This is a genomic window from Simplicispira piscis, assembly GCF_054783455.1.
This window is the reverse complement of the sequence record NZ_BAAGQN010000007.1, coordinates 40,358-58,180: the sequence shown is the minus strand read 5'-3', so window position 1 is coordinate 58,180 and position 17,823 is coordinate 40,358. Positions and strand designations below refer to the sequence as shown.

General features: G+C 65.9%; 16 protein-coding genes. 13 read left to right on the top strand and 3 right to left on the bottom strand.

Annotation, left to right across the window (positions count from 1 at the left end):
* Nucleotides 1-934, bottom strand: a 934-nt coding sequence (lplT, locus tag ACYVOC_RS03555) for a lysophospholipid transporter LplT (protein WP_461160908.1), incomplete at its 3' end; no start/stop codon positions are given.
* A gap of 136 nt (nucleotides 935-1,070) precedes the next feature.
* Between lplT and alr the strand changes: the two genes are divergently transcribed.
* From alr to ACYVOC_RS03515, 8 genes are all read left to right on the top strand, one after another.
* Nucleotides 1,071-2,177, top strand: coding sequence for an alanine racemase (gene alr, locus ACYVOC_RS03550; protein WP_461160907.1), 1,107 nt, complete (start codon nucleotides 1,071-1,073; stop codon nucleotides 2,175-2,177).
* 6 nt (nucleotides 2,178-2,183) lie between these two features.
* Complete coding sequence (locus ACYVOC_RS03545; protein ID WP_461160906.1) at nucleotides 2,184-3,011, top strand: hypothetical protein; 828 nt, start codon at nucleotides 2,184-2,186, stop codon at nucleotides 3,009-3,011.
* 177 nt (nucleotides 3,012-3,188) lie between these two features.
* Nucleotides 3,189-5,093, top strand: coding sequence for a putative bifunctional diguanylate cyclase/phosphodiesterase (locus ACYVOC_RS03540; RefSeq protein WP_461160905.1), 1,905 nt, complete (start codon nucleotides 3,189-3,191; stop codon nucleotides 5,091-5,093).
* A gap of 152 nt (nucleotides 5,094-5,245) precedes the next feature.
* Entirely contained in the window at nucleotides 5,246-6,097 is an 852-nt protein-coding gene (otnI, locus tag ACYVOC_RS03535) for a 2-oxo-tetronate isomerase (protein WP_461160904.1), read from the top strand.
* Between the two features lie 95 nt (nucleotides 6,098-6,192).
* Nucleotides 6,193-8,205, top strand: a complete 2,013-nt coding sequence (locus ACYVOC_RS03530) for a methyl-accepting chemotaxis protein (protein WP_461160903.1) — start codon at nucleotides 6,193-6,195, stop codon at nucleotides 8,203-8,205.
* Between the two features lie 92 nt (nucleotides 8,206-8,297).
* Nucleotides 8,298-9,515 (top strand): GGDEF domain-containing protein, encoded by a 1,218-nt coding sequence (locus ACYVOC_RS03525; RefSeq protein ID WP_116005670.1) that lies wholly within the window; start codon nucleotides 8,298-8,300, stop codon nucleotides 9,513-9,515.
* 72 nt (nucleotides 9,516-9,587) lie between these two features.
* Entirely contained in the window at nucleotides 9,588-11,048 is a 1,461-nt protein-coding gene (locus ACYVOC_RS03520) for a M20 family metallopeptidase (protein ID WP_461160902.1), read from the top strand.
* 75 nt (nucleotides 11,049-11,123) lie between these two features.
* A complete protein-coding gene (locus tag ACYVOC_RS03515) occupies nucleotides 11,124-12,014 on the top strand; it encodes a lysophospholipase (RefSeq protein ID WP_461160901.1) in 891 nt (296 codons plus the stop codon).
* A 35-nt stretch (nucleotides 12,015-12,049) separates the two neighbouring features.
* Here ACYVOC_RS03515 and ACYVOC_RS03510 read toward each other — a convergent pair whose 3' ends face one another.
* Both ACYVOC_RS03510 and ACYVOC_RS03505 read right to left on the bottom strand, forming a co-directional pair.
* On the bottom strand, nucleotides 12,050-12,520 hold the full coding sequence (locus ACYVOC_RS03510) for a YidB family protein (RefSeq protein ID WP_461160900.1): 471 nt from the start codon (nucleotides 12,518-12,520) through the stop codon (nucleotides 12,050-12,052).
* Between the two features lie 146 nt (nucleotides 12,521-12,666).
* Nucleotides 12,667-13,857, bottom strand: coding sequence for an MFS transporter (locus ACYVOC_RS03505; protein WP_116005667.1), 1,191 nt, complete (start codon nucleotides 13,855-13,857; stop codon nucleotides 12,667-12,669).
* Nucleotides 13,858-14,051: 194 nt separating this feature from the next.
* Here ACYVOC_RS03505 and ubiU point away from each other — a divergent pair, with 194 nt between their 5' ends.
* The 5 genes from ubiU to ACYVOC_RS03480 all read left to right on the top strand — a co-directional run bounded on the left by ubiU (nucleotide 14,052) and on the right by ACYVOC_RS03480 (nucleotide 17,684).
* On the top strand, nucleotides 14,052-15,107 hold the full coding sequence (gene ubiU / locus ACYVOC_RS03500) for a ubiquinone anaerobic biosynthesis protein UbiU (RefSeq protein WP_116005666.1): 1,056 nt from the start codon (nucleotides 14,052-14,054) through the stop codon (nucleotides 15,105-15,107).
* Between the two features lie 14 nt (nucleotides 15,108-15,121).
* Nucleotides 15,122-16,030 (top strand): U32 family peptidase, encoded by a 909-nt coding sequence (locus ACYVOC_RS03495; protein ID WP_461160899.1) that lies wholly within the window; start codon nucleotides 15,122-15,124, stop codon nucleotides 16,028-16,030.
* Between the two features lie 111 nt (nucleotides 16,031-16,141).
* A complete protein-coding gene (ubiT, locus tag ACYVOC_RS03490) occupies nucleotides 16,142-16,654 on the top strand; it encodes a ubiquinone anaerobic biosynthesis accessory factor UbiT (protein ID WP_461160898.1) in 513 nt (170 codons plus the stop codon).
* On the top strand, nucleotides 16,651-17,076 hold the full coding sequence (locus ACYVOC_RS03485; RefSeq protein ID WP_461160897.1) for a putative zinc-binding protein: 426 nt from the start codon (nucleotides 16,651-16,653) through the stop codon (nucleotides 17,074-17,076). Before ubiT ends, ACYVOC_RS03485 begins: the two co-directional genes overlap by 4 nt.
* Complete coding sequence (locus ACYVOC_RS03480) at nucleotides 17,073-17,684, top strand: UbiX family flavin prenyltransferase (RefSeq protein ID WP_461160896.1); 612 nt, start codon at nucleotides 17,073-17,075, stop codon at nucleotides 17,682-17,684. Before ACYVOC_RS03485 ends, ACYVOC_RS03480 begins: the two co-directional genes overlap by 4 nt.
* The last annotated feature ends 139 nt before the right edge of the window (nucleotides 17,685-17,823 follow it).

Here is a 17,823-nt window from a genome sequence, read left to right as displayed (position 1 = left end):
CCAGCAGCCCCATGGCAATGCCCAGCGGCATGACGCGCGTTGCCATTTCCAGGCGCATGTGCATCGACGCGGCCACGGCCCCCACGGCCGTGCCAATCGCCACCACCCCCACCAGGGCCGATGCCTGTGTAGTGCCATAGCCCAGGGCGGCAGCGCTCCAGGCCAGCACGATATAGCGCAGGTTGCCCGAAACGCCCCAGAACAGCGTGGTGGTAGACAGCGATATCTGGCCCAGGCGATCGTTCCACAGGCGCTTGTTACAGCTCCAGAAATCGGGCAAAAGCGACAAGGTGTTGGCCAGCACGCTGCGTTCGGGGTTCTGCCGCAGGGGCCGCATCTCCACCCCGGTCAGCGGAATGCGGGTGTTGAACCAGGCGGCGATGACGTAGACGATGATCAGCGTGGCAATGGCGGCCTGTGGCGCCGTGTCCACCCCGAAGTCCATGCCCGGCACATCCACCGACAGCAGCAGCGACGAGATGACAGGCCCCACCAATTGCCCGCCGAGCAGCACCCCGAGGATGATGGAGCCAATGGTCAGCCCTTCAATCCAGCCGTTGGCCTTGACCAATTGCGATGCGGGAAGCAACTCGGTCAGGATGCCGTATTTGGCCGGCGAGTAGGCGGCTGCGCCCAGCCCCACCACGGCATAGGCCATCAGCGGGTGCGAGCCAAACAGCATCATCAGGCAGCCCACGACCTTGATGGCATTGCTGACAAACATCACCCGGCCCTTGGGCAGCGCATCGGCAAAAGCGCCCACGAAGGGCGCCAGGATGACGTAAAAAAGCGCAAACATGGGCACCAAGGCGGCGCGCTGCCACTCGGGGCTGCCCCCCGTTCGCAGCAACTCGACGGCGGTCACGAACAGTGCGTTGTCGGCGAGCGAGCTGAAAAACTGCGCCGCCATGATGGTGTAGAAACCGCGCTTCATCAGTAGGCAGGTGGAGCATCAGTCTGGCTGATGAGGGGTTAAATCTGGTCGCCCGAAAATGTGACAGGCGGTTATATCACGCTGCTGTGCGGCACCGGTGCCAGAATCCGGGGCTTGCCCACCGGACTCTCCGAACATGCCACGCCCCATTCAAGCCACCATCCACACCCCTGCCCTGCAGCACAACCTGGCGCGCGTGCGCCGCGCCGCGCCGGATGCGCGCGTCTGGGCCGTGGTCAAGGCCAACGCTTACGGCCACGGTATCGAGCGCGCCTTTGCAGGACTGCGCGGCGCCGATGGCTTCGCCCTGCTGGACCTGCAAGAGGCCGAGCGCGTGCGCCTGCTGGGCTGGCGCGGCCCCATCTTGCTGCTGGAGGGCGTGTTCGAGCCGCGCGACCTGGAACTGTGCTCGCGCCTGGGCCTGTGGCACGCCGTGCACTGCGACGAGCAGATCGACTGGCTTAGCCGTCACAAGACGCAGGTGCCGCACCGCGTTTTCCTGAAGATGAACTCGGGCATGAACCGACTGGGGTTTACGCCCCAACGCTTTCGCAGCGCCTGGGCACGCCTGTCTGCACTGCCCCAGGTGGACGAGATTTCGCTCATGACGCATTTCTCTGATGCCGACGGCCCGCGCGGCATTGCACACCAGATGGCGGCGTTTGCCACCGCCACGCAGGACCTGCCCGGTGAGCGCAGCGTGTGCAACAGCGCCGCCACCCTGCGCCACGCCCAGGACGCGGGCGTGCGCGCCGACTGGGTGCGTGCGGGCATCGTGCTCTACGGCAGCGCGCCCGACTTTCCCGAGCACAGCAGCGCCCACTGGGATGTACAGCCCACCATGACGCTGGCCACCCGTCTGCTGGCCGTGCAGGAGCTGCAGGCGGGCGACACCGTGGGCTACGGCTCGCGCTTCACGGCCGAGGGGCCCATGAGCATTGGCGTGGCCGCCTGCGGCTATGCCGACGGCTACCCGCGCCACTGCGACACCGGCACGCCCGTGCTGGTGAACGGCGTGCGCACCCGCCTGGTGGGCCGCGTGAGCATGGACATGGTCACGGTGGACCTCACGCCGCTGCGGCGCGTCGGCATGGAGGTGGGCTTTGGCAGCGAGGTCACCCTGTGGGGGCGCGCGGGCAACGGCGCCGTGCTGCCCATCGATGAGGTGGCGCAGGCGGCTGGCACGGTGGGCTATGAGCTGATGTGCGCGCTGGCCCAGCGTGTGCCCGTGGTGGCCGACTGAAGCCCCATGACCCAGCCGCGCAGCACCCGCAAAAACAAGTCCAACTGGCGCGCGGTGCGCATGCCGCACCAGGACATCGAGCGCACATTGCACCAGCGCTACAGCCTGCGCTTGCACGGGCTGTGCATTGGCAGCTTCACACTGCTTCTCATGTGGACGACCGCGCACCTGCAGTTGCAGCTGGGCGTCGAATCCCTGGCGCTGCGCTATCTGGTCACGCTGGCCGTGGGCTATCTGGGCTACCTGCTGGTACTGCGCGTCTGGGCGGCGCGGCTGCTGCGCCGGCGCACGGCCCAGGACAGCGGCTTTGACCTGGACCTGCCCGACATCGACTGGCCTAGCGGCGGTCCATCCGGCGGCGGGGAGCGCGTGCCGCTGCCGCGCACCGGCGGGGGCGACTTCGGCGGCGGCGGTGCCTCGGGCGATTTTTCCGAGGGACTGGGCAGGTCAGCCGATGGCAGCGCACTGGGCGACGTGGCAGGCGGTGCACTGGAAGCCGTCGGCAGTGCCGACGAGGGCGCTATCGTCGTCGTGCCCATCGTGGCGATCTTCCTGATCGGCTCTGCCGTGCTGCTGGGCGCCGGCTCGCTGGCCATGGCATTTTTTGGCTGGGACGCCCTGCTGGCCGTAGCAATAGAGCTCGCCTTCTCCGTGGCCACCGCCCGCGCGGCCATGGGCGTCGAGCGCGAGGGCTGGCTGGGCGCCGCCGTACGCCTGACCTGGAAGCCGCTGCTCGGCGCCCTGCTGTGCGCCGTGCTGCTGGGCGCCAGCATCGACCATTTCCTGCCCGACGTGCATTCGCTGCCCGAAGCGGTGCGGCTGCTGCGGCGCTGAGCCGCCCCGCCACAAGGCCTTGGCGCCGCCACCTCACGCACACCAGGCTAGCGCAGGCTTTTCCATAGGGCAGTCCCCCATTCACGGGTGATGGCCCTTGGCCTACGCTCGGAGCGCACATACCAGAAAGCCGCGCGCCACGGACTTTTCAGCCCTTCTTTCACCGCAGACCCCACCATGCCGCACCGCCCAGACACTGCCGACACCGCACCGCCCGCAGGCACGGTGCTTTCTTTGCAGCAACAGCGCCTGCGACAGATTCTGTGGGCCATCATCCTGGCGCTGGGTGTGGTTGCTCTGCTCAGTTTTGCCAGGGGCGCCTACACCAGCGTCGCTCTGGAGCTGGCGGCCATGGGTTTGGTGGCTGGCGCCTTCCGCTGGAATGAAGGCGGTCAGCAGGCGCGTGCAACGGCGCTGATGCTGTCCACCCTGATGGTGATGCTGTGCGCCCTCATGGCCGTCAGCGAAGGGCTGTATGACGAAGCCATCATGGCATTTCCCGGTCTGCTGGTATTTGCCGGCATGTATGGCTCGCGGCGGATGTTCATCGTGCTCCTGGGCTGCATGCTGGTAGCACTGGTCGCGTTGTTTGTGCTGCACCAGGCGGGCGTGCTGCGCAGTGTTGCAGACCCCTTGGGCCTGGGGCGCGCACTCATCCTCTGCACTGTGCTGGCAGTGACGGGATTTTTTGTCTGGCTGCTGTCGGGTGATCTGCGCCAGGCGATGGCCCAGCTCGAATCTGAAAAGCAGGCGCTCATGAACTCCCACGCGCGCATTGAGGTGCTCGCGCACCGGGACCCACTGACCCAACTGCCCAACCGCACCTTGGCCAAGGACCGGCTGGAGCAGCTCCTGCTGCAGGCCCGGCGCGACCGCAACATGGTGGCCGTGATGTTCCTGGATCTGGACAACTTCAAGACCGTGAACGATTCGCTGGGCCACGGGGCAGGCGACCGGTTGTTGTGCATGGTGGCCGAAAGACTGGGCTCCAGCCTGCGCGCCTCCGACACGCTGGCGCGGCTTTCGGGCGATGAGTTCCTGATCCTGCTCGGTGGCATCAAGAGCGAGGAGGCCATCACGGCGGCCACTTCGCACGTCATGCAGCTGCTGGAGCAGACTTTCCCACTCCAGGAGCTGGACGTAGTGGTAACCGGATCGCTGGGCATCGCTGTCTTCCCGCGCGACGGCGTCGGGGTGGAAGACCTGCTCAAGCACGCCGATCTGGCCATGTACCAGGCCAAGGATGCGGGTCGAAACACGTTCCGCTTCTTCGACGCCAGCATGAACGAGAGCGTGGTCGAGCACCTGCACATGGCCTCTGGCTTGCGCACGGCGCTAGACCGCGGCGAACTGCAAGTGCATTACCAGCCCCAGTTCGACCTGCGCAGCGGCGCCATCATCGGCGCCGAGGCCTTGCTGCGCTGGCGGCACCCGGAACTGGGCTTCATTCCCCCCAACAAATTCATTCCCGTGGCGGAGCGCACCGGCCTGATCAACGAAGTGGGCGCCTGGGTGCTGCACCGGGCGTGTAAAGATGCACAGTCTTGGCGCAGCCAGGGGCTGGGCGATCTCACGGTGGCCATCAACGTCTCGCCGGTGCAGTTCCGCCGCGACAACATCGAGCGTGAAGTCGCCAACGCGCTGGCCGCCTGCCAATTGCCACCCAGCGCCATCGAGCTGGAACTGACGGAGTCCTTGCTGGTGGCCGACGCACAGCACCTGAGCGAAGTGCTGCAGCGCCTGCGGGAACTCGGGGTGCAGATCGCCATCGACGACTTTGGCACCGGTTACTCCAACCTGGGCTACCTGCAACGCTTTGCAGTGCACCGCCTCAAGATCGATCAGTCTTTCGTACGCAAGATGTGCACCAGCGCGCATGACGAGGGCATCGTGCGCGCCATCATCGAGATGGCCCACTGCCTGGGCCTGGAAGTGGTGGGCGAAGGCGTGGAAGATCTCGCAATGCTGGACAAGCTGCAAAGCTTCGGCTGCGAATTTGGCCAGGGCTTCCATTGGTCTCCCGCCTTGCCGCTCGATGCCTTCACGGCCTTTGTGCGCCAGCACCAAACCACCGCCACCTGAACGGGGCGGCGGTCTATGGGCCACCGATGGCCCATTAAGCTATTAAAAATATAGCTTGAAGCGCTTATCATATAAGCCTTAGTGGCCATTTTTACCTTAAAATATTTCTGGGCGATTTACGGCCCAAACCTCCCCTGTGCGAGAGCCCAACCATGCCCCAGTTTGCCGCCAACTTGAGCCTGATGTACACCGAGCTGCCGTTTCTGGAGCGCTTTGCTGCGGCCGCACGCGATGGCTTTACGGGCGTGGAATACCTTTTCCCCTACGCATTCGATCCCGTGGAACTGGCCGCGCGGCTGCGCGACCTGGGTTTGCGCCAGGTGCTGTTCAACGCCCCGCCTGGCGGCCACCAGCGCGAGGACATGGCGTCGGCCTGGGACACGGGTGCGCGCGGCACGGCCGCGCTGCCCGGGCGCGAGGCCGAATTTCGCGCCGGCGTGCGGGAGGCACTGCGCTATGCCGAGGCATTGGATTGCCCCCACATCCATCTGATGGCCGGTTGCCTCCCCGAAGGAGCCGACCGTGCGGCGCCACGCGCGTGCTACGTGGACAACCTGCGCTGGGCTGCGCACGAAGCCGGCGCACAGGGGCGCATGGCGTTGATTGAGCCCATCAACCCCCGCGACATACCAGGCTACCTGCTCAACCGCCAGGACGAGGCGCATGCGCTGATCGACCTGGTGGGCTCGCCGCACCTGAAAGTGCAAATGGACCTGTACCACTGCCAGATTGTCGAGGGCGATGTGGCCACCAAACTGCGCCAGTACCTGCCCACAGGCCGTGTGGCGCACCTGCAGATCGCCGGCGTGCCCGAGCGCCAGGAGCCCGACCGGGGAGAGCTGCACTACCCTTACCTGCTGGACCTGATCGATGCACTGGGTTACACCGGCTGGATCGGCTGCGAGTACCGGCCCGCGTCCGGCACCTCCGAGGGACTGGGCTGGCGCGACCGAGCCTGCCTGCCCAGCGCCGCTGCCGTCACGGCGGTACGCGAGACTGCGTAAGGGAATTCGTGTACTGATGTAACAAGCGAACGGCTTTAAAGTCTTGACGTTACGGAAACCTCCGTAATGGATATGGACGTCAGGAGAACCGCCGCATGGCTACACCCACCACCAACAACCGATCCGTCGCACGCCGGGTGACCACCCTGGCCATTGCCCTGGTGGCTCTGGTGTTGATCGTCGTGGGCCTGGCCATCTCGGTGCTGACCGAACGCAGCACGCGCGCCCAGGTCGTGGGCAGTGTGGGCGACACCGCCCGCAGCGTCGCCCAGTCGCTGGACGCGGCCGACGCCACCAACCGCGAGCTGGTGCACCTCAATATGACGGGTTTCCAGCGTAACTTTGAAGCCACCATGCAGCTGGACGAGGGCACAGGCGAGTTGCGCAGCTTCGGCGGCCTGGTCAACGAAGACTACAGCCCGGTCGACAAGTTCACCAAGGAAACCGGAGGCATTGCTACCGTTTTTGCCCGCAAGGGCGATGATTTTGTACGCATCTCCACCTCGGTCAAAAATGCCCAGGGTCAGCGCGACATGGGTACCCCGTTGGAAGCTGGGCCCACCCTGGAAAAAATGCGCAAGGGTGAGCCGTACACCGGCCGCACCGTGGTGGAGGGCAAGCCCTACATGGGTTACTACCTGCCCAGCAAGGATGCAGCGGGCAAGGTGATCGCGGTGCTGTTCATCGGCAACGACATCAGCGTGTTCGAGGGCATGCTGGAGAAGCAGGTGGCGCAGACCAGGTTTTTTGAAAACGGCGGCGCCTACGTCATCGACCCGCGCAGCGGGCTGGACGAGGCCGTGTTTGTGGCCCACCCCACGGCACGCGGCAAGAAGGTGCTGCAGACCTACCCGCAGGCCCGGGCCTTTTTTGATGCCCTGTCAGCGTCGCCCGATGGCTTTGTGCGCACAGCGGCCAGCGTGCTCGACGGCTCGGACCGCGACCCTTGGGCGCTGATGCGCAAAACCCAGGCCGACGGCTGGTGGGTCGTGGCAGAAGTGCCCGACGGCGAGGCCATGGCCAGCCAGTCCCAGGTGGTGATGGCGGTGTGGGCCATGATGGCCGTCGCCGTGGCGCTGCTGGCTGCCGGCCTGTTTGTCATGCTGCGCCGTGGCGTCAGCCAGCCCTTGCGCCAGCTGACCGATGCGGTCACGCTGGTGGCCCAGGGCGACCTGACACAGGCCTTCCACACCACGCAGCGCGACGAAATCGGCGCACTGGTGCAGGAAGTCGATGGCATGCGCCTGCGCTACCTCGAGATGCTGCAGGAGGTGCGCACCGCGGTGGACAACATCAACACCGCCAGCGCCGAAATCGCCAGCGGCAACCAGGACCTCTCGGCCCGCACCGAACAGACCGCCAGCAGCCTGCAGACCACCGCCCAAAGCATGGAGCAGCTCACGGCCACGGTGCGCCAGTCGGCCGACGCAGCCCGCCAGGCCAATCAGCTGGCCGGTTCGGCGGCCGAAGTGGCGGCGCGTGGCGGCCAAGTGGTGGGCGAGGTGGTGACCACCATGGGCGAGATCAACCAAAGCTCACGCCGCATTTCCGACATCATCGGCGTGATCGACAGCATCGCGTTCCAGACCAACATTCTCGCGCTCAATGCAGCCGTCGAAGCCGCCCGAGCCGGCGAACAGGGCCGGGGCTTTGCGGTGGTGGCCAGCGAGGTGCGCAGCCTCGCCGGCCGCTCGGCCGAAGCCGCGCGCGAGATCAAGCAGCTCATTGGCGCCTCGGTCGAAAAAGTTGAATCCGGCGCGCGCCTGGTGCAAAACGCCGGCACCACCATGGATGAGATCGTGGGCTCGGTGCAGCGCGTGGGCGACATCATTGGCGAGATCACGGCAGCAGCCTCTGAACAGTCCGACGGCATTGGCCAGGTGAACCAGGCCATCAACCAGCTCGACCAGATGACGCAGCAAAACGCCGCCTTGGTCGAAGAGTCTGCCGCTGCGGCCCAAAGCATGCGCGACCAGGCGCAGCGCCTCTCGGGAGCCGTGCAGGTCTTCAAGCTGGGCGATGGCGGCGCTAGCAGCATGCCTGCCCTGGGCACTGTGCGGCACACCGCCATTGCGGCGCCCCAGGACATGGAGACCGACGAGCGCTGACCTCCAGGGCGGGGTTCCACGGGCCCGTTGAGTGAGGGTTTTATGACACATGGCCCCCAAAGGCCCGGCAGTGCTGTGAAAATCGGGGCACCATGGAATTGGACGTCCCCACCCTCCTGATGATGCTCGTGCTGACGCCCGTGCTCATCGCACTGGCCATGGTCACCGTGGCCTGGGGGGAACGGCACGAAGGGCTGCAGTTCTGGGCGGCAGGCCTGGGGATCAATGCCCTGGCCTATGTTTTCTTTGGTTTGCGCAACGATATCAGTCCACCCATTTCCATCCTTTTGGGCAATGGACTGACCTCCCTCGCACTGAGTTACCTGCTCGCCGCCGTGCTGCGCTTCCAGCGCCGAGCACTGCACTGGCCGATGCTGTTGCTGCCGCCGCTGCTGCTCTCGTTCGCTTTGCTGGGTTTGCTCGACAACTTCCCACTGCGCGTCGTCGTGGCCAACCTGGTGCTCGCGGGGCAAACAGCGGCCATCTTGCAGGCCCTGTATGTCCGTCGCAGCAGCACGGCCGGGCGCGGTGTGGCACTGGTCATGGCGGGCACGGCACTGCAACTGCTGGTATTGCTGCTGCGCGCCGGGTCGGGCATCACCGGCGCACTGCTGCCACAGTCATTCTTGCAGCCCGGCCTACTGCAAAACCTGACCTTCCTCAGCACGTTTGCCGCATCGCTGATCACATCCCTGGGTTTCGTTTTCATGACCAAGGAGCGCGCCGACGAAGCCAATCGCCGCCTCGCAGCACTGGACGAACTGACCGGCGTGGCCAATCGCCGCTCCATCATTGCTGCACTCGACCGGGATGTGGGCCGCGCCATCCGGACCCGTGAATCCATGGCGGTGATGATGGTGGACATCGATCACTTCAAAGCGGTCAATGACACCCACGGACACCTGGCCGGCGACCAGGTACTGCGCTGCGTGGTGGACGTGATCCAGCACCGCATTCGTGCCCAGGACATCGTTGGCCGTTATGGCGGCGAAGAATTTCTGGTCGTGCTGACCGACACCAGCGCCCAAGGCGCCCAGCAGCTGGCCGAACAACTGCGCGCCGCCGTAGAGGCCACGCACTGCACCTACACCGGTGCAAGCATTTCCGTCACCGTCAGCGTGGGGGTTTTCGGCGGACGCCTGGAGCCTGGCGACAGCTGGGATCAGCTCATCCATGCTGCCGACCTGGCACTCTACCGCGCCAAGCAAGGGGGCCGCAACCGGGTGGAACTGGCGCAGTCGCTTGGCCGGGTCACCCGCGAAGGCGTCACCAGCAGCTCGCCAGAGACCTATCCACCGCCGCTGGCTTAACCGCTGGCTTAAAACGCAAGCGGGCTGCCTGTGTTGGAATAATGATTCTCTGAAACCCCGAGGAGCCTTGTGATGAACGCCCGAATCCCTAGCCACACCCTGCAGCCGGCCCCTGCGCTGGAACGCATTGGCCACGTCTGGGACGAGCGCATCCTGCCGCAGCTCACGGACTACATCCGCATTCCGGCCAAATCGCCCCTGTTCGCCCCTGACTGGGAGCAGCACGGCCTGCTCGAGACCGTGGTGCGCAATGCCGCCGCCTGGGTGGAAGACCAGAAGGTGGCAGGCCTCACGCTGGAGGTGGTGCGCCTGCCGGGCCGCACGCCAGTGCTGTTCTTTGAAATCGCCGCCACGCAAGCTGCCTCGCCCCAGACGGTGCTGATGTATGGGCACCTGGACAAGCAACCCGAATTCTCCGGCTGGCGCGCCGACCTGGGCCCCTGGACCCCGAAGTATGAGGATGGCAAGCTCTACGGCCGCGGCGGCGCCGACGATGGCTATGCGGTGTACGCCAGCATTGCCGCGGTGCAGGAACTCCAGCGCCAGGGCGTGCCGCACCCGCGCATCGTCGGCCTGATCGAGACCAGCGAGGAAAGCGGCTCGCGCGATTTGCCGCCCTACATTGATGCGCTCAAAACCCGTTTGGGCGATGTCGCCCTGGTGGTCTGCCTCGATTCGGGCGCTGGCAACTACGACCAGCTCTGGCTCACCACCAGCCTGCGCGGCATGGCCAGCGGCACGCTGAAGGTGGAAATATTGACCGAAGGCATCCACTCGGGCGACGCCTCGGGCCTGGTGCCTTCGTCGTTTCGCATCATGCGCCAGGTGCTCGACCGGCTCGAAGACAGCGCCACAGGCCGCCTGCTGCCCGCCAGCTTCCACTGCGAGGTGCCGCCCGAGCGGCTGGCGCAGGCCCGCGCCACCGCGGCCATCCTGGGCGAAGAGGTGTACCGGCGCTTTCCCTGGGCGCACTATGACTGCGGCGGCTCCACGGCGTTTGCGCTGCCCACCACGCAAGACCCGGTGCAGGCGCTGCTCAAACGCACCTGGGAACCCACGCTCAGCGTGACCGGGGCCGACGGCTTTCCGGCCCTGCAGGACGCAGGCAACGTGCTGCGCCCCTACACCGCGTTCAAGCTGTCCCTGCGGCTGCCGCCGCTGGTGGATGCCGCAGGTTGCGTGCAGGAGATGAAGGCACTGCTCGAAGACAACGCCCCCTACCAGGCCAGGGTGACCTGGGAGAGCGCCAGCGGTGCCAACGGCTGGAACGCACCCGAGACCGCGCCGTGGTTTGAGAGCGCGCTCAACGCCGCCAGCCAGGCGCATTTCGGCGCGTCCTGCGGCTTCATTGGCCAAGGCGGTACGATCCCGCTGATGGGCATGCTCAGCCAGGGTTTTCCCAAAGCACAGATGATGGTGTGCGGCGTACTCGGCCCCAAAAGCAACGCCCACGGCCCCAACGAATTCCTGCACGTGCCCTACGCCAAGAAACTCACGGCCGCCGTGGCGCAGGTGATTGCGGCGATGCCCTGACGGGTGCCCGTGGCTCGGCTGAACACGCCGGGCCTGTTACATCTATCATGCCAACAGTCTGCATTCACCTGCCCCATGAACCCTGCTGCGCATCCCATGTTCGATACCGCCGACTTCACCCTGACCGCCTACACCGCCAGCGACGGTGAGAACCTGGCGGTGTATGACTGGCCGTTGGCCGATGCCCGGCCCCAGCGCGGCACCGTGCTGCTGGTGCACGGCCTGGGTGAATATGCGGGGCGCTACCACGCAGTGGCGCACCACCTCAATGCCTGGGGTTTTGCCGTGCGCGCCTATGACCAGTACGGCCACGGCCAGTCGGGCGGGCCGCGCGGCGGACTGAACCACGACATGCGCCTGCTCGACGACCTGGCCGACATGGTGGACGCCACACGTGCCCGCACACCCGAAGGCCTGCCGCTGGTGCTGTTGGGCCACAGCATGGGCGGCCTGGTGGCGGCACGTTTTGTTGCCATGCACCTGCGGCCGGTGGACGCACTGGTGCTGTCCTCCCCCGCGCTCGATCCGGGGTTGAACGCAGTGCAAAAAGTCCTGCTGGCCACGCTGCCGGGCGTCGCGCCCAACCTGCGCATCAGCAACGGGCTCGATGCCCAATACCTCTCGCATGATCCGACGGTGGTCGCGGCTTACCAGGCCGACCCGCTGTGCCACGACCGCATCAGTGCACGCCTGGCCCGCTTTATCGCAGACGGCGGCCCCGCCACCGTGGCACGTGCAGCGCACTGGAGCGTGCCCACGCTGCTCATGTGGGCGGGTGACGACCGTCTGGTGCAGCCCGCCGGCAGCGCGGCCTTTGCCGCCGCAGCACCGCGTGGCGTGGTGGAATCACGGTGTTTTGAATCGCTCTGGCACGAACTGTTCAACGAGCAGGATGCCGCGCCGGTCTTCGCAGCGCTGCGCCAGTGGCTGGACGCGCGCTTTCCACTGAAAACAATACAAAAATAAGGCTCCAGCGCTTTATAGACAAGCGCTGACAGCTATTATTTTTGCAGCAAACCACCCAACACCCCCATCAGGTCTGCGGCATTGCCCACCCCCCCTGCCGGTGCCTGGCCGTGCGGGGTCAGCTGGTCGATCAGACCCGGCAGCACCTGCGAGAGCTGGGACGCGGCCTCGCCCGATCCCACGCCCATCCGGGCACCAAGTTGCGAAAACAGGTCGGGGCCCAGGGCACGCGTGAGCTGGTCACCCGTCACGCTCTGGTTGGCACCATTGCCCAGCCAAGAAGCCATCACCTCGCCCAGCCCCGCCTGCTGAAATTTGGTGATCAGCCCGCCCAGACCGCCGTGCGGGCCGTCGTTGGCCAGCATGCCCATGACGGCCTGCACCAACTGGGGATTCTGGGCAGCCATGGCCACCAGGCCACCCAAGGCGCCCAGACCACCTTCGTTGCGGCCGCCTTGCCCTTGCGCATTGATCACGGAACCCAAAACAGAATCAAGCAAGCCCATGGCTCTCTCCAGATAAAAAAAATGCTTCGATAGCGCGACCCGGCGACACCGGTAACGCACACTTCAATGCCATCGACTGCTTGCGCCCAGCGAAGCTTTCGACAGAACTTGCCAGTATGCGCCTGGAAGCGCGCCAACGCAGCCGCTCAACTTGAGGCGCCCGCCGCCGTGCGGCGCTGGCGTGCGATAAGCCACAAGAGCGCGCCGCCCGTGAGCAGCAGCGGCGGCAGCGAAGCCAGGTTCAGCCAGGACCAGCCACTGGTGGTGACCAGCGCCCCCGAAGCCAGCGAGGTCACCGCCATGGTGGCAAAGACGAAGAAGTTGATGGCACCCTGGGCACGGTCCTTTTCTTCGGGACGGTAGGCCGTGATCGCCAGCGTCGTGCTGCCGGTGAACAGAAAATTCCAGCCCACGCCCAGCAGGAACAGGGCGGCGGTGAAGTGCATGATGTCCTGGCCTGACAGCGCAATACCGACACACGCCAGGTTCAGGACCACACCAATGAGCATCACCTGCAGCGTACCCAGGCGTTTAATCAGATGGCCGGTGAAGAAACCGGGAGCGAACATGCCGATCACGTGCCACTCGAGCACCAGCGCGGCCGCATCGAAGCCAAAGCCGCACACCTGCATGGCCAGCGGCGTGGCGGCCATCAACAGGTTCATCACCCCATAGCCCAGCGCAGCGCCCAGCACTGCCACGGCAAAAGCGGGCTGGCGCAGCAACATCCCCAAAGAACGGCCGACGGGCGGTGCGGCAGCACTGGGCGCCGGTGGCGCCATGTCTTCAAAGCGCACTGCGGCCATACAGACCATGGACAGCAAGGCCACCAGCATGAGCGCGATGTAGGCGCCCGCAAACGGTATGGCAAACAACGTGCGCGTGCCACTTGCCAGATTGGGCCCCGCCACGGCACCGATGAGGCCGCCGGCCAGCACCAGCGACACCGCTTTTTCACGGAACGACGGTGCGGCCAGCTCGGCGGCAGCAAAACGGTAGAGTTGGCCGTTGGCGTTGTAGTAACCCGCAATCACCGTGGCCGCGCACAGCAGCCAGAAACTGGCGCTGAAGGCCGCCCAGGCGCACAACGCAGCCGACAGGAAGGCGATGGCCAGCCCCAGTTGAAAAGAGGCACGCCTGCCCCACCGGGCCTGGCTTGCCGCCACCAACGGTGTGGAGAGCGCGCCGCCGACCACGTAGCCCATCACGGGCAGCGTCGCCATCCAGCCAAAAGGCGCCAGTTGCAGCCCGACCAGGCCGTTGATGGCGATAAAGACCACGTTGTTGGTCAATAGAAGGCCCTGGCAGAGGGCAAGCAGCCACAGATTCTTGTTCATAGTGTGTGCACTTATTGTCCGCCACTTCCCTGGAAGCTGCCATCGCTGCCGCGCAGCGGAAACATGTCCGATGCAGGTCATCGGGCATTGCCGGTGATCTTGACAAATGTCAGGACATGGGTATTTGCCGCAGCGTATCGTTGCGCGCTGTGCGATGGCGCCTTTCTGTGCGCCCGCGTCCAAACCCCGACCGCATGCAAACTTTGACCCCCTCCCCCAGCGCACCCGCCCCTGAAGGGGCTGCCGCGCCCTTTGAACTGGTCTGCCCCGCAGGCAGCCTGCCCGCCCTCAAGGCCGCAGTGGACAACGGCGCCAGCTGCGTCTACCTGGGCCTGCGCGACGCCACCAATGCCCGCAACTTCGCCGGACTGAACTTTGACGAAGCCGCCATCGCCAGCGGCATTGCCTACGCCCACACCAAGGGCTGCAAGGTGTTCATGGCGCTCAACACCTACCCGCAGGCCGCCAACCCCGCGCCCTGGCGCGCGGCAGTGGACAAAGCCGTGGACCTGGGCGTGGACGCCGTCATCCTGGCCGACCCAGGGCTCATGCAGTACGCCGCGCTGCACCACCCCCAGCTGCGCCTGCACCTGTCGGTCCAGGGCTCGGCCACCAGTGCCGACGCCATCAACTTCTACCGCGAGCAGTTCGGCATCGTGCGCGCCGTGCTGCCGCGCGTGCTGTCGATGGAGCAGGTGCGGCGTGTGATCGACCGCACGCCGGTGGAGATCGAAGTTTTTGGTTTTGGCAGCCTGTGCGTGATGGTGGAGGGACGCTGCGCCCTGTCGTCCTATGTGACGGGCGAGTCGCCCAACACGCACGGCGTGTGCTCGCCGCCCAAGTCGGTACGCTGGCAGGAAACGCCCAAGGGGCTTGAGTCGCGCCTGAACGGCGTGCTGATCGACCGCTACGCCTCCGGTGAAAACGCGGGCTACCCCACGCTGTGCAAAGGGCGCTTTGACGTGGCCGAAGACACCAACTACTACGCCATCGAAGAGCCGACCAGTCTGAACACGCTGGAGCTGTTGCCCGAACTGATGAAGATCGGCGTGCGTGCCGTGAAAATTGAAGGCCGCCAGCGCAGCCCCGCCTACGCCGCCCAGGTCACCAAAGTCTGGCGCGAAGCCATCGACAACTGTCTGGCCGACCCCTTGCGCTATGCCCCCAAGACCACCTGGATGGCCAGCCTGGACCAGGTCGCCGAGGGCCAGCAGCACACTCTGGGTGCTTACCACCGGCCGTGGAAATGATGAACACTCCCGCTTTGAAACTCTCCCTCGGTGCGCTGCAGTACTACTGGCCGCGCCAGACCATTTTTGATTTCTATGAGGCCATCGCCGCCTCGCCGGTGGACATCGTCTACCTGGGCGAAACCGTGTGCTCGCGCCGCCACGAGCTGCGCTTTTCCGACTGGATCGACATTGCCGACCTGATGCGCGACGCGGGCAAGGAGGCCGTGCTGTCCACGCAGGTGCTGCTCGAATCGGGTGTCGAAGTGGGTGCCATGCACAAGGTCACCGGCAACCTGGATTACCTCATCGAAGCCAACGACATGGGCGCCGTACAGCGCCTGGCCGGTCAGCGCCCTTTTGTCGGCGGCCTGCACCTGAACATCTACAACCAGCCCTCGCTCTCCTGGCTGGCCTCGCTGGGCGCCACGCGCTGGGTGGCGCCGCTGGAGATGAAGCACCAGGACCTTTCCGCCCTGATCGAGGAAGGCCCGAAGGCTCTGCAGACCGAAGTGTTCGCCTATGGCCGCATGCCGCTCGCCTTCTCGGCACGGTGCTTCACCGCGCGCCAGCGCAACCTGCCCAAGGACGACTGCCAGTTCGCCTGCATGGACCATCCCGACGGCCTGATGCTCAAGACGCGCGAGAGCGAGGATTTTTTGGTGCTCAACGGCATCCAGACGCAATCGGCCCGCGTGCACAACCTGATCGACGAACTGCCGCGCATGCAACGCATGGGCGTCGCCGTGGCGCGCATCAGCCCGCAGGCGCAGCACACGGGTGCCATCGTCGCCCTGTTTGATGCCGTGCGCCGGGGCACCCTGGCGCCGCACGAAGCGCGCACGCAACTACAGCCCCTGGTGCCTGACCAGAGCTGCAACGGCTATTGGCACGGCCTGCCCGGGCTGGATCTGGTGGATGCCGAAGCAATGGTTGCAACCTGAAGTCCCTTCTGACACCATTGAAAACACAAGCAAAAACCGCCTCTAACGCATACTGGTAAAGCGCAAGCAGCTATCAAATGTGATGCAACACATCCACAGCAAAGGAACGCCATGAACGCCCCCACCCCCTTCACCCTGCCCGCACCGCTGGCGGCGCTTACCGGGCGGCTGCCGGCGTATCCGGGCTCGCTCCTGCTGGTTACCGCGCTCAACCTGGGGGTGGCGCGCCAGTTGCCGCGTGATGTGGGCGAGATGCTGCTGAACAAACGCCTGCGCATCCAGGTGCGCGATGCACACGTCACTTTTGACTTCACCTGGACAGGCGGCGCCTTTGCTCCCCGCGCCCGCCAGATGGAAACCGACCTGTGTATCAGTGCCAGCGCGCACGATTTTTTGCTGCTCGCACAGCGCCAGCAAGACCCCGACACGCTGTTCTTCAACCGCCGCCTGGTCATGGAAGGCGACACCGAGCTGGGCTTGGTGGTGAAGAACACGCTCGACGCGCTGGAACTGCCCGTGCTCGACCTGCAGCAGTGGGCGCCGCGCCAGGTGCTCTCGCGCCTGGCGAAACTGCGCCCCGGCACGCGCGCCGCCGACCCACTCTATCCCGGTGCCCGGCCATGAGCAGCGCCACCGACCCCCGTCCCCTGGTGTATTCCTGCTCGGGCTGCTCCAGCGCCGCGCAGCTGGCCAACCATGTCGCGCTGCGCCTGGACCGTGCCGGTGTGGCCGAGATGTCGTGCATTGCCGGTGTCGGCGGCGACGTGGCCAGCCTGGTGCGCACCGCGCGCTCGGGCCGCCCCATCATTGCGCTGGACGGTTGCCCGCTCAACTGCGTGCAAGGCTGCCTCTCGCGCCACGGCATCACCGCCGACCGGCATTACCAGCTGCAACAATACGGCGTCAAAAAACGCCGCCACGAAGACTTTGACCCCGTACAGGCGAACACCGTGCTGGAGCAAGTGCAGGCCGACCTGTTGGCGCATCCGCTCGGCGGCCCTGCGGACTCCACCACGGCGGACGCACCCGCCTTGCGGGTCGCATGAGCGCGGCCCAGGCCAGCGCAGCGGCCAGTCCCCAGCGCATCATCGTCGGCATCTCGGGCGCCAGCGGCGCCATCTATGGTGTGCGCCTGCTGCAGGTGCTGCGCGAATGCCCAGGCGCCGAGTCGCACCTGGTCGTGTCGGACGCCGGCTGGCGCACGCTGCGCCACGAGCTGGGCATGGAACGCCCCGCTGTCGAGGCGCTGGCACACCAGGCACACGACGCGCGCAATGTCGGCGCCAGCATTGCCAGCGGCTCGTTTCAATGCGCGGGCATGGTGGTGGCGCCGTGCTCCATGCGCACGCTCGCTTCCGTAGCGCACAGCCTGTCGGACAACCTGCTCACCCGCGCCGCCGACGTGGTGCTCAAAGAGCGCCGCCGCCTGGTGCTGATGGCGCGCGAAACCCCTCTGCACCTCGGCCACTTGCGCAACATGGTCAGCGTGACCGAGATGGGCGCCATCGTCTGCCCTCCCGTGCCCGCCTTCTACCTGCACCCACAAAGCATTGCCGACATCGTGGATGCCAGCGTGGCGCGCGTGCTGGATTTGCTGGGCGTTGCGCACGCGCTCAACAAACGCTGGGAAGGACTGGCCCTCCCCACGAACTGACCCGCCGCAGTCCCTTCACAGGGGCGGCGCCGGCTCCCGCTCCAGGCCCGCACCATCGCCCTCTGCCGGGGGCCCCGAAAGCCCATCGACAGTACCGCCTGCGACCCGGCACCATGGCCCAGCACCGAGCAGCAGCGTG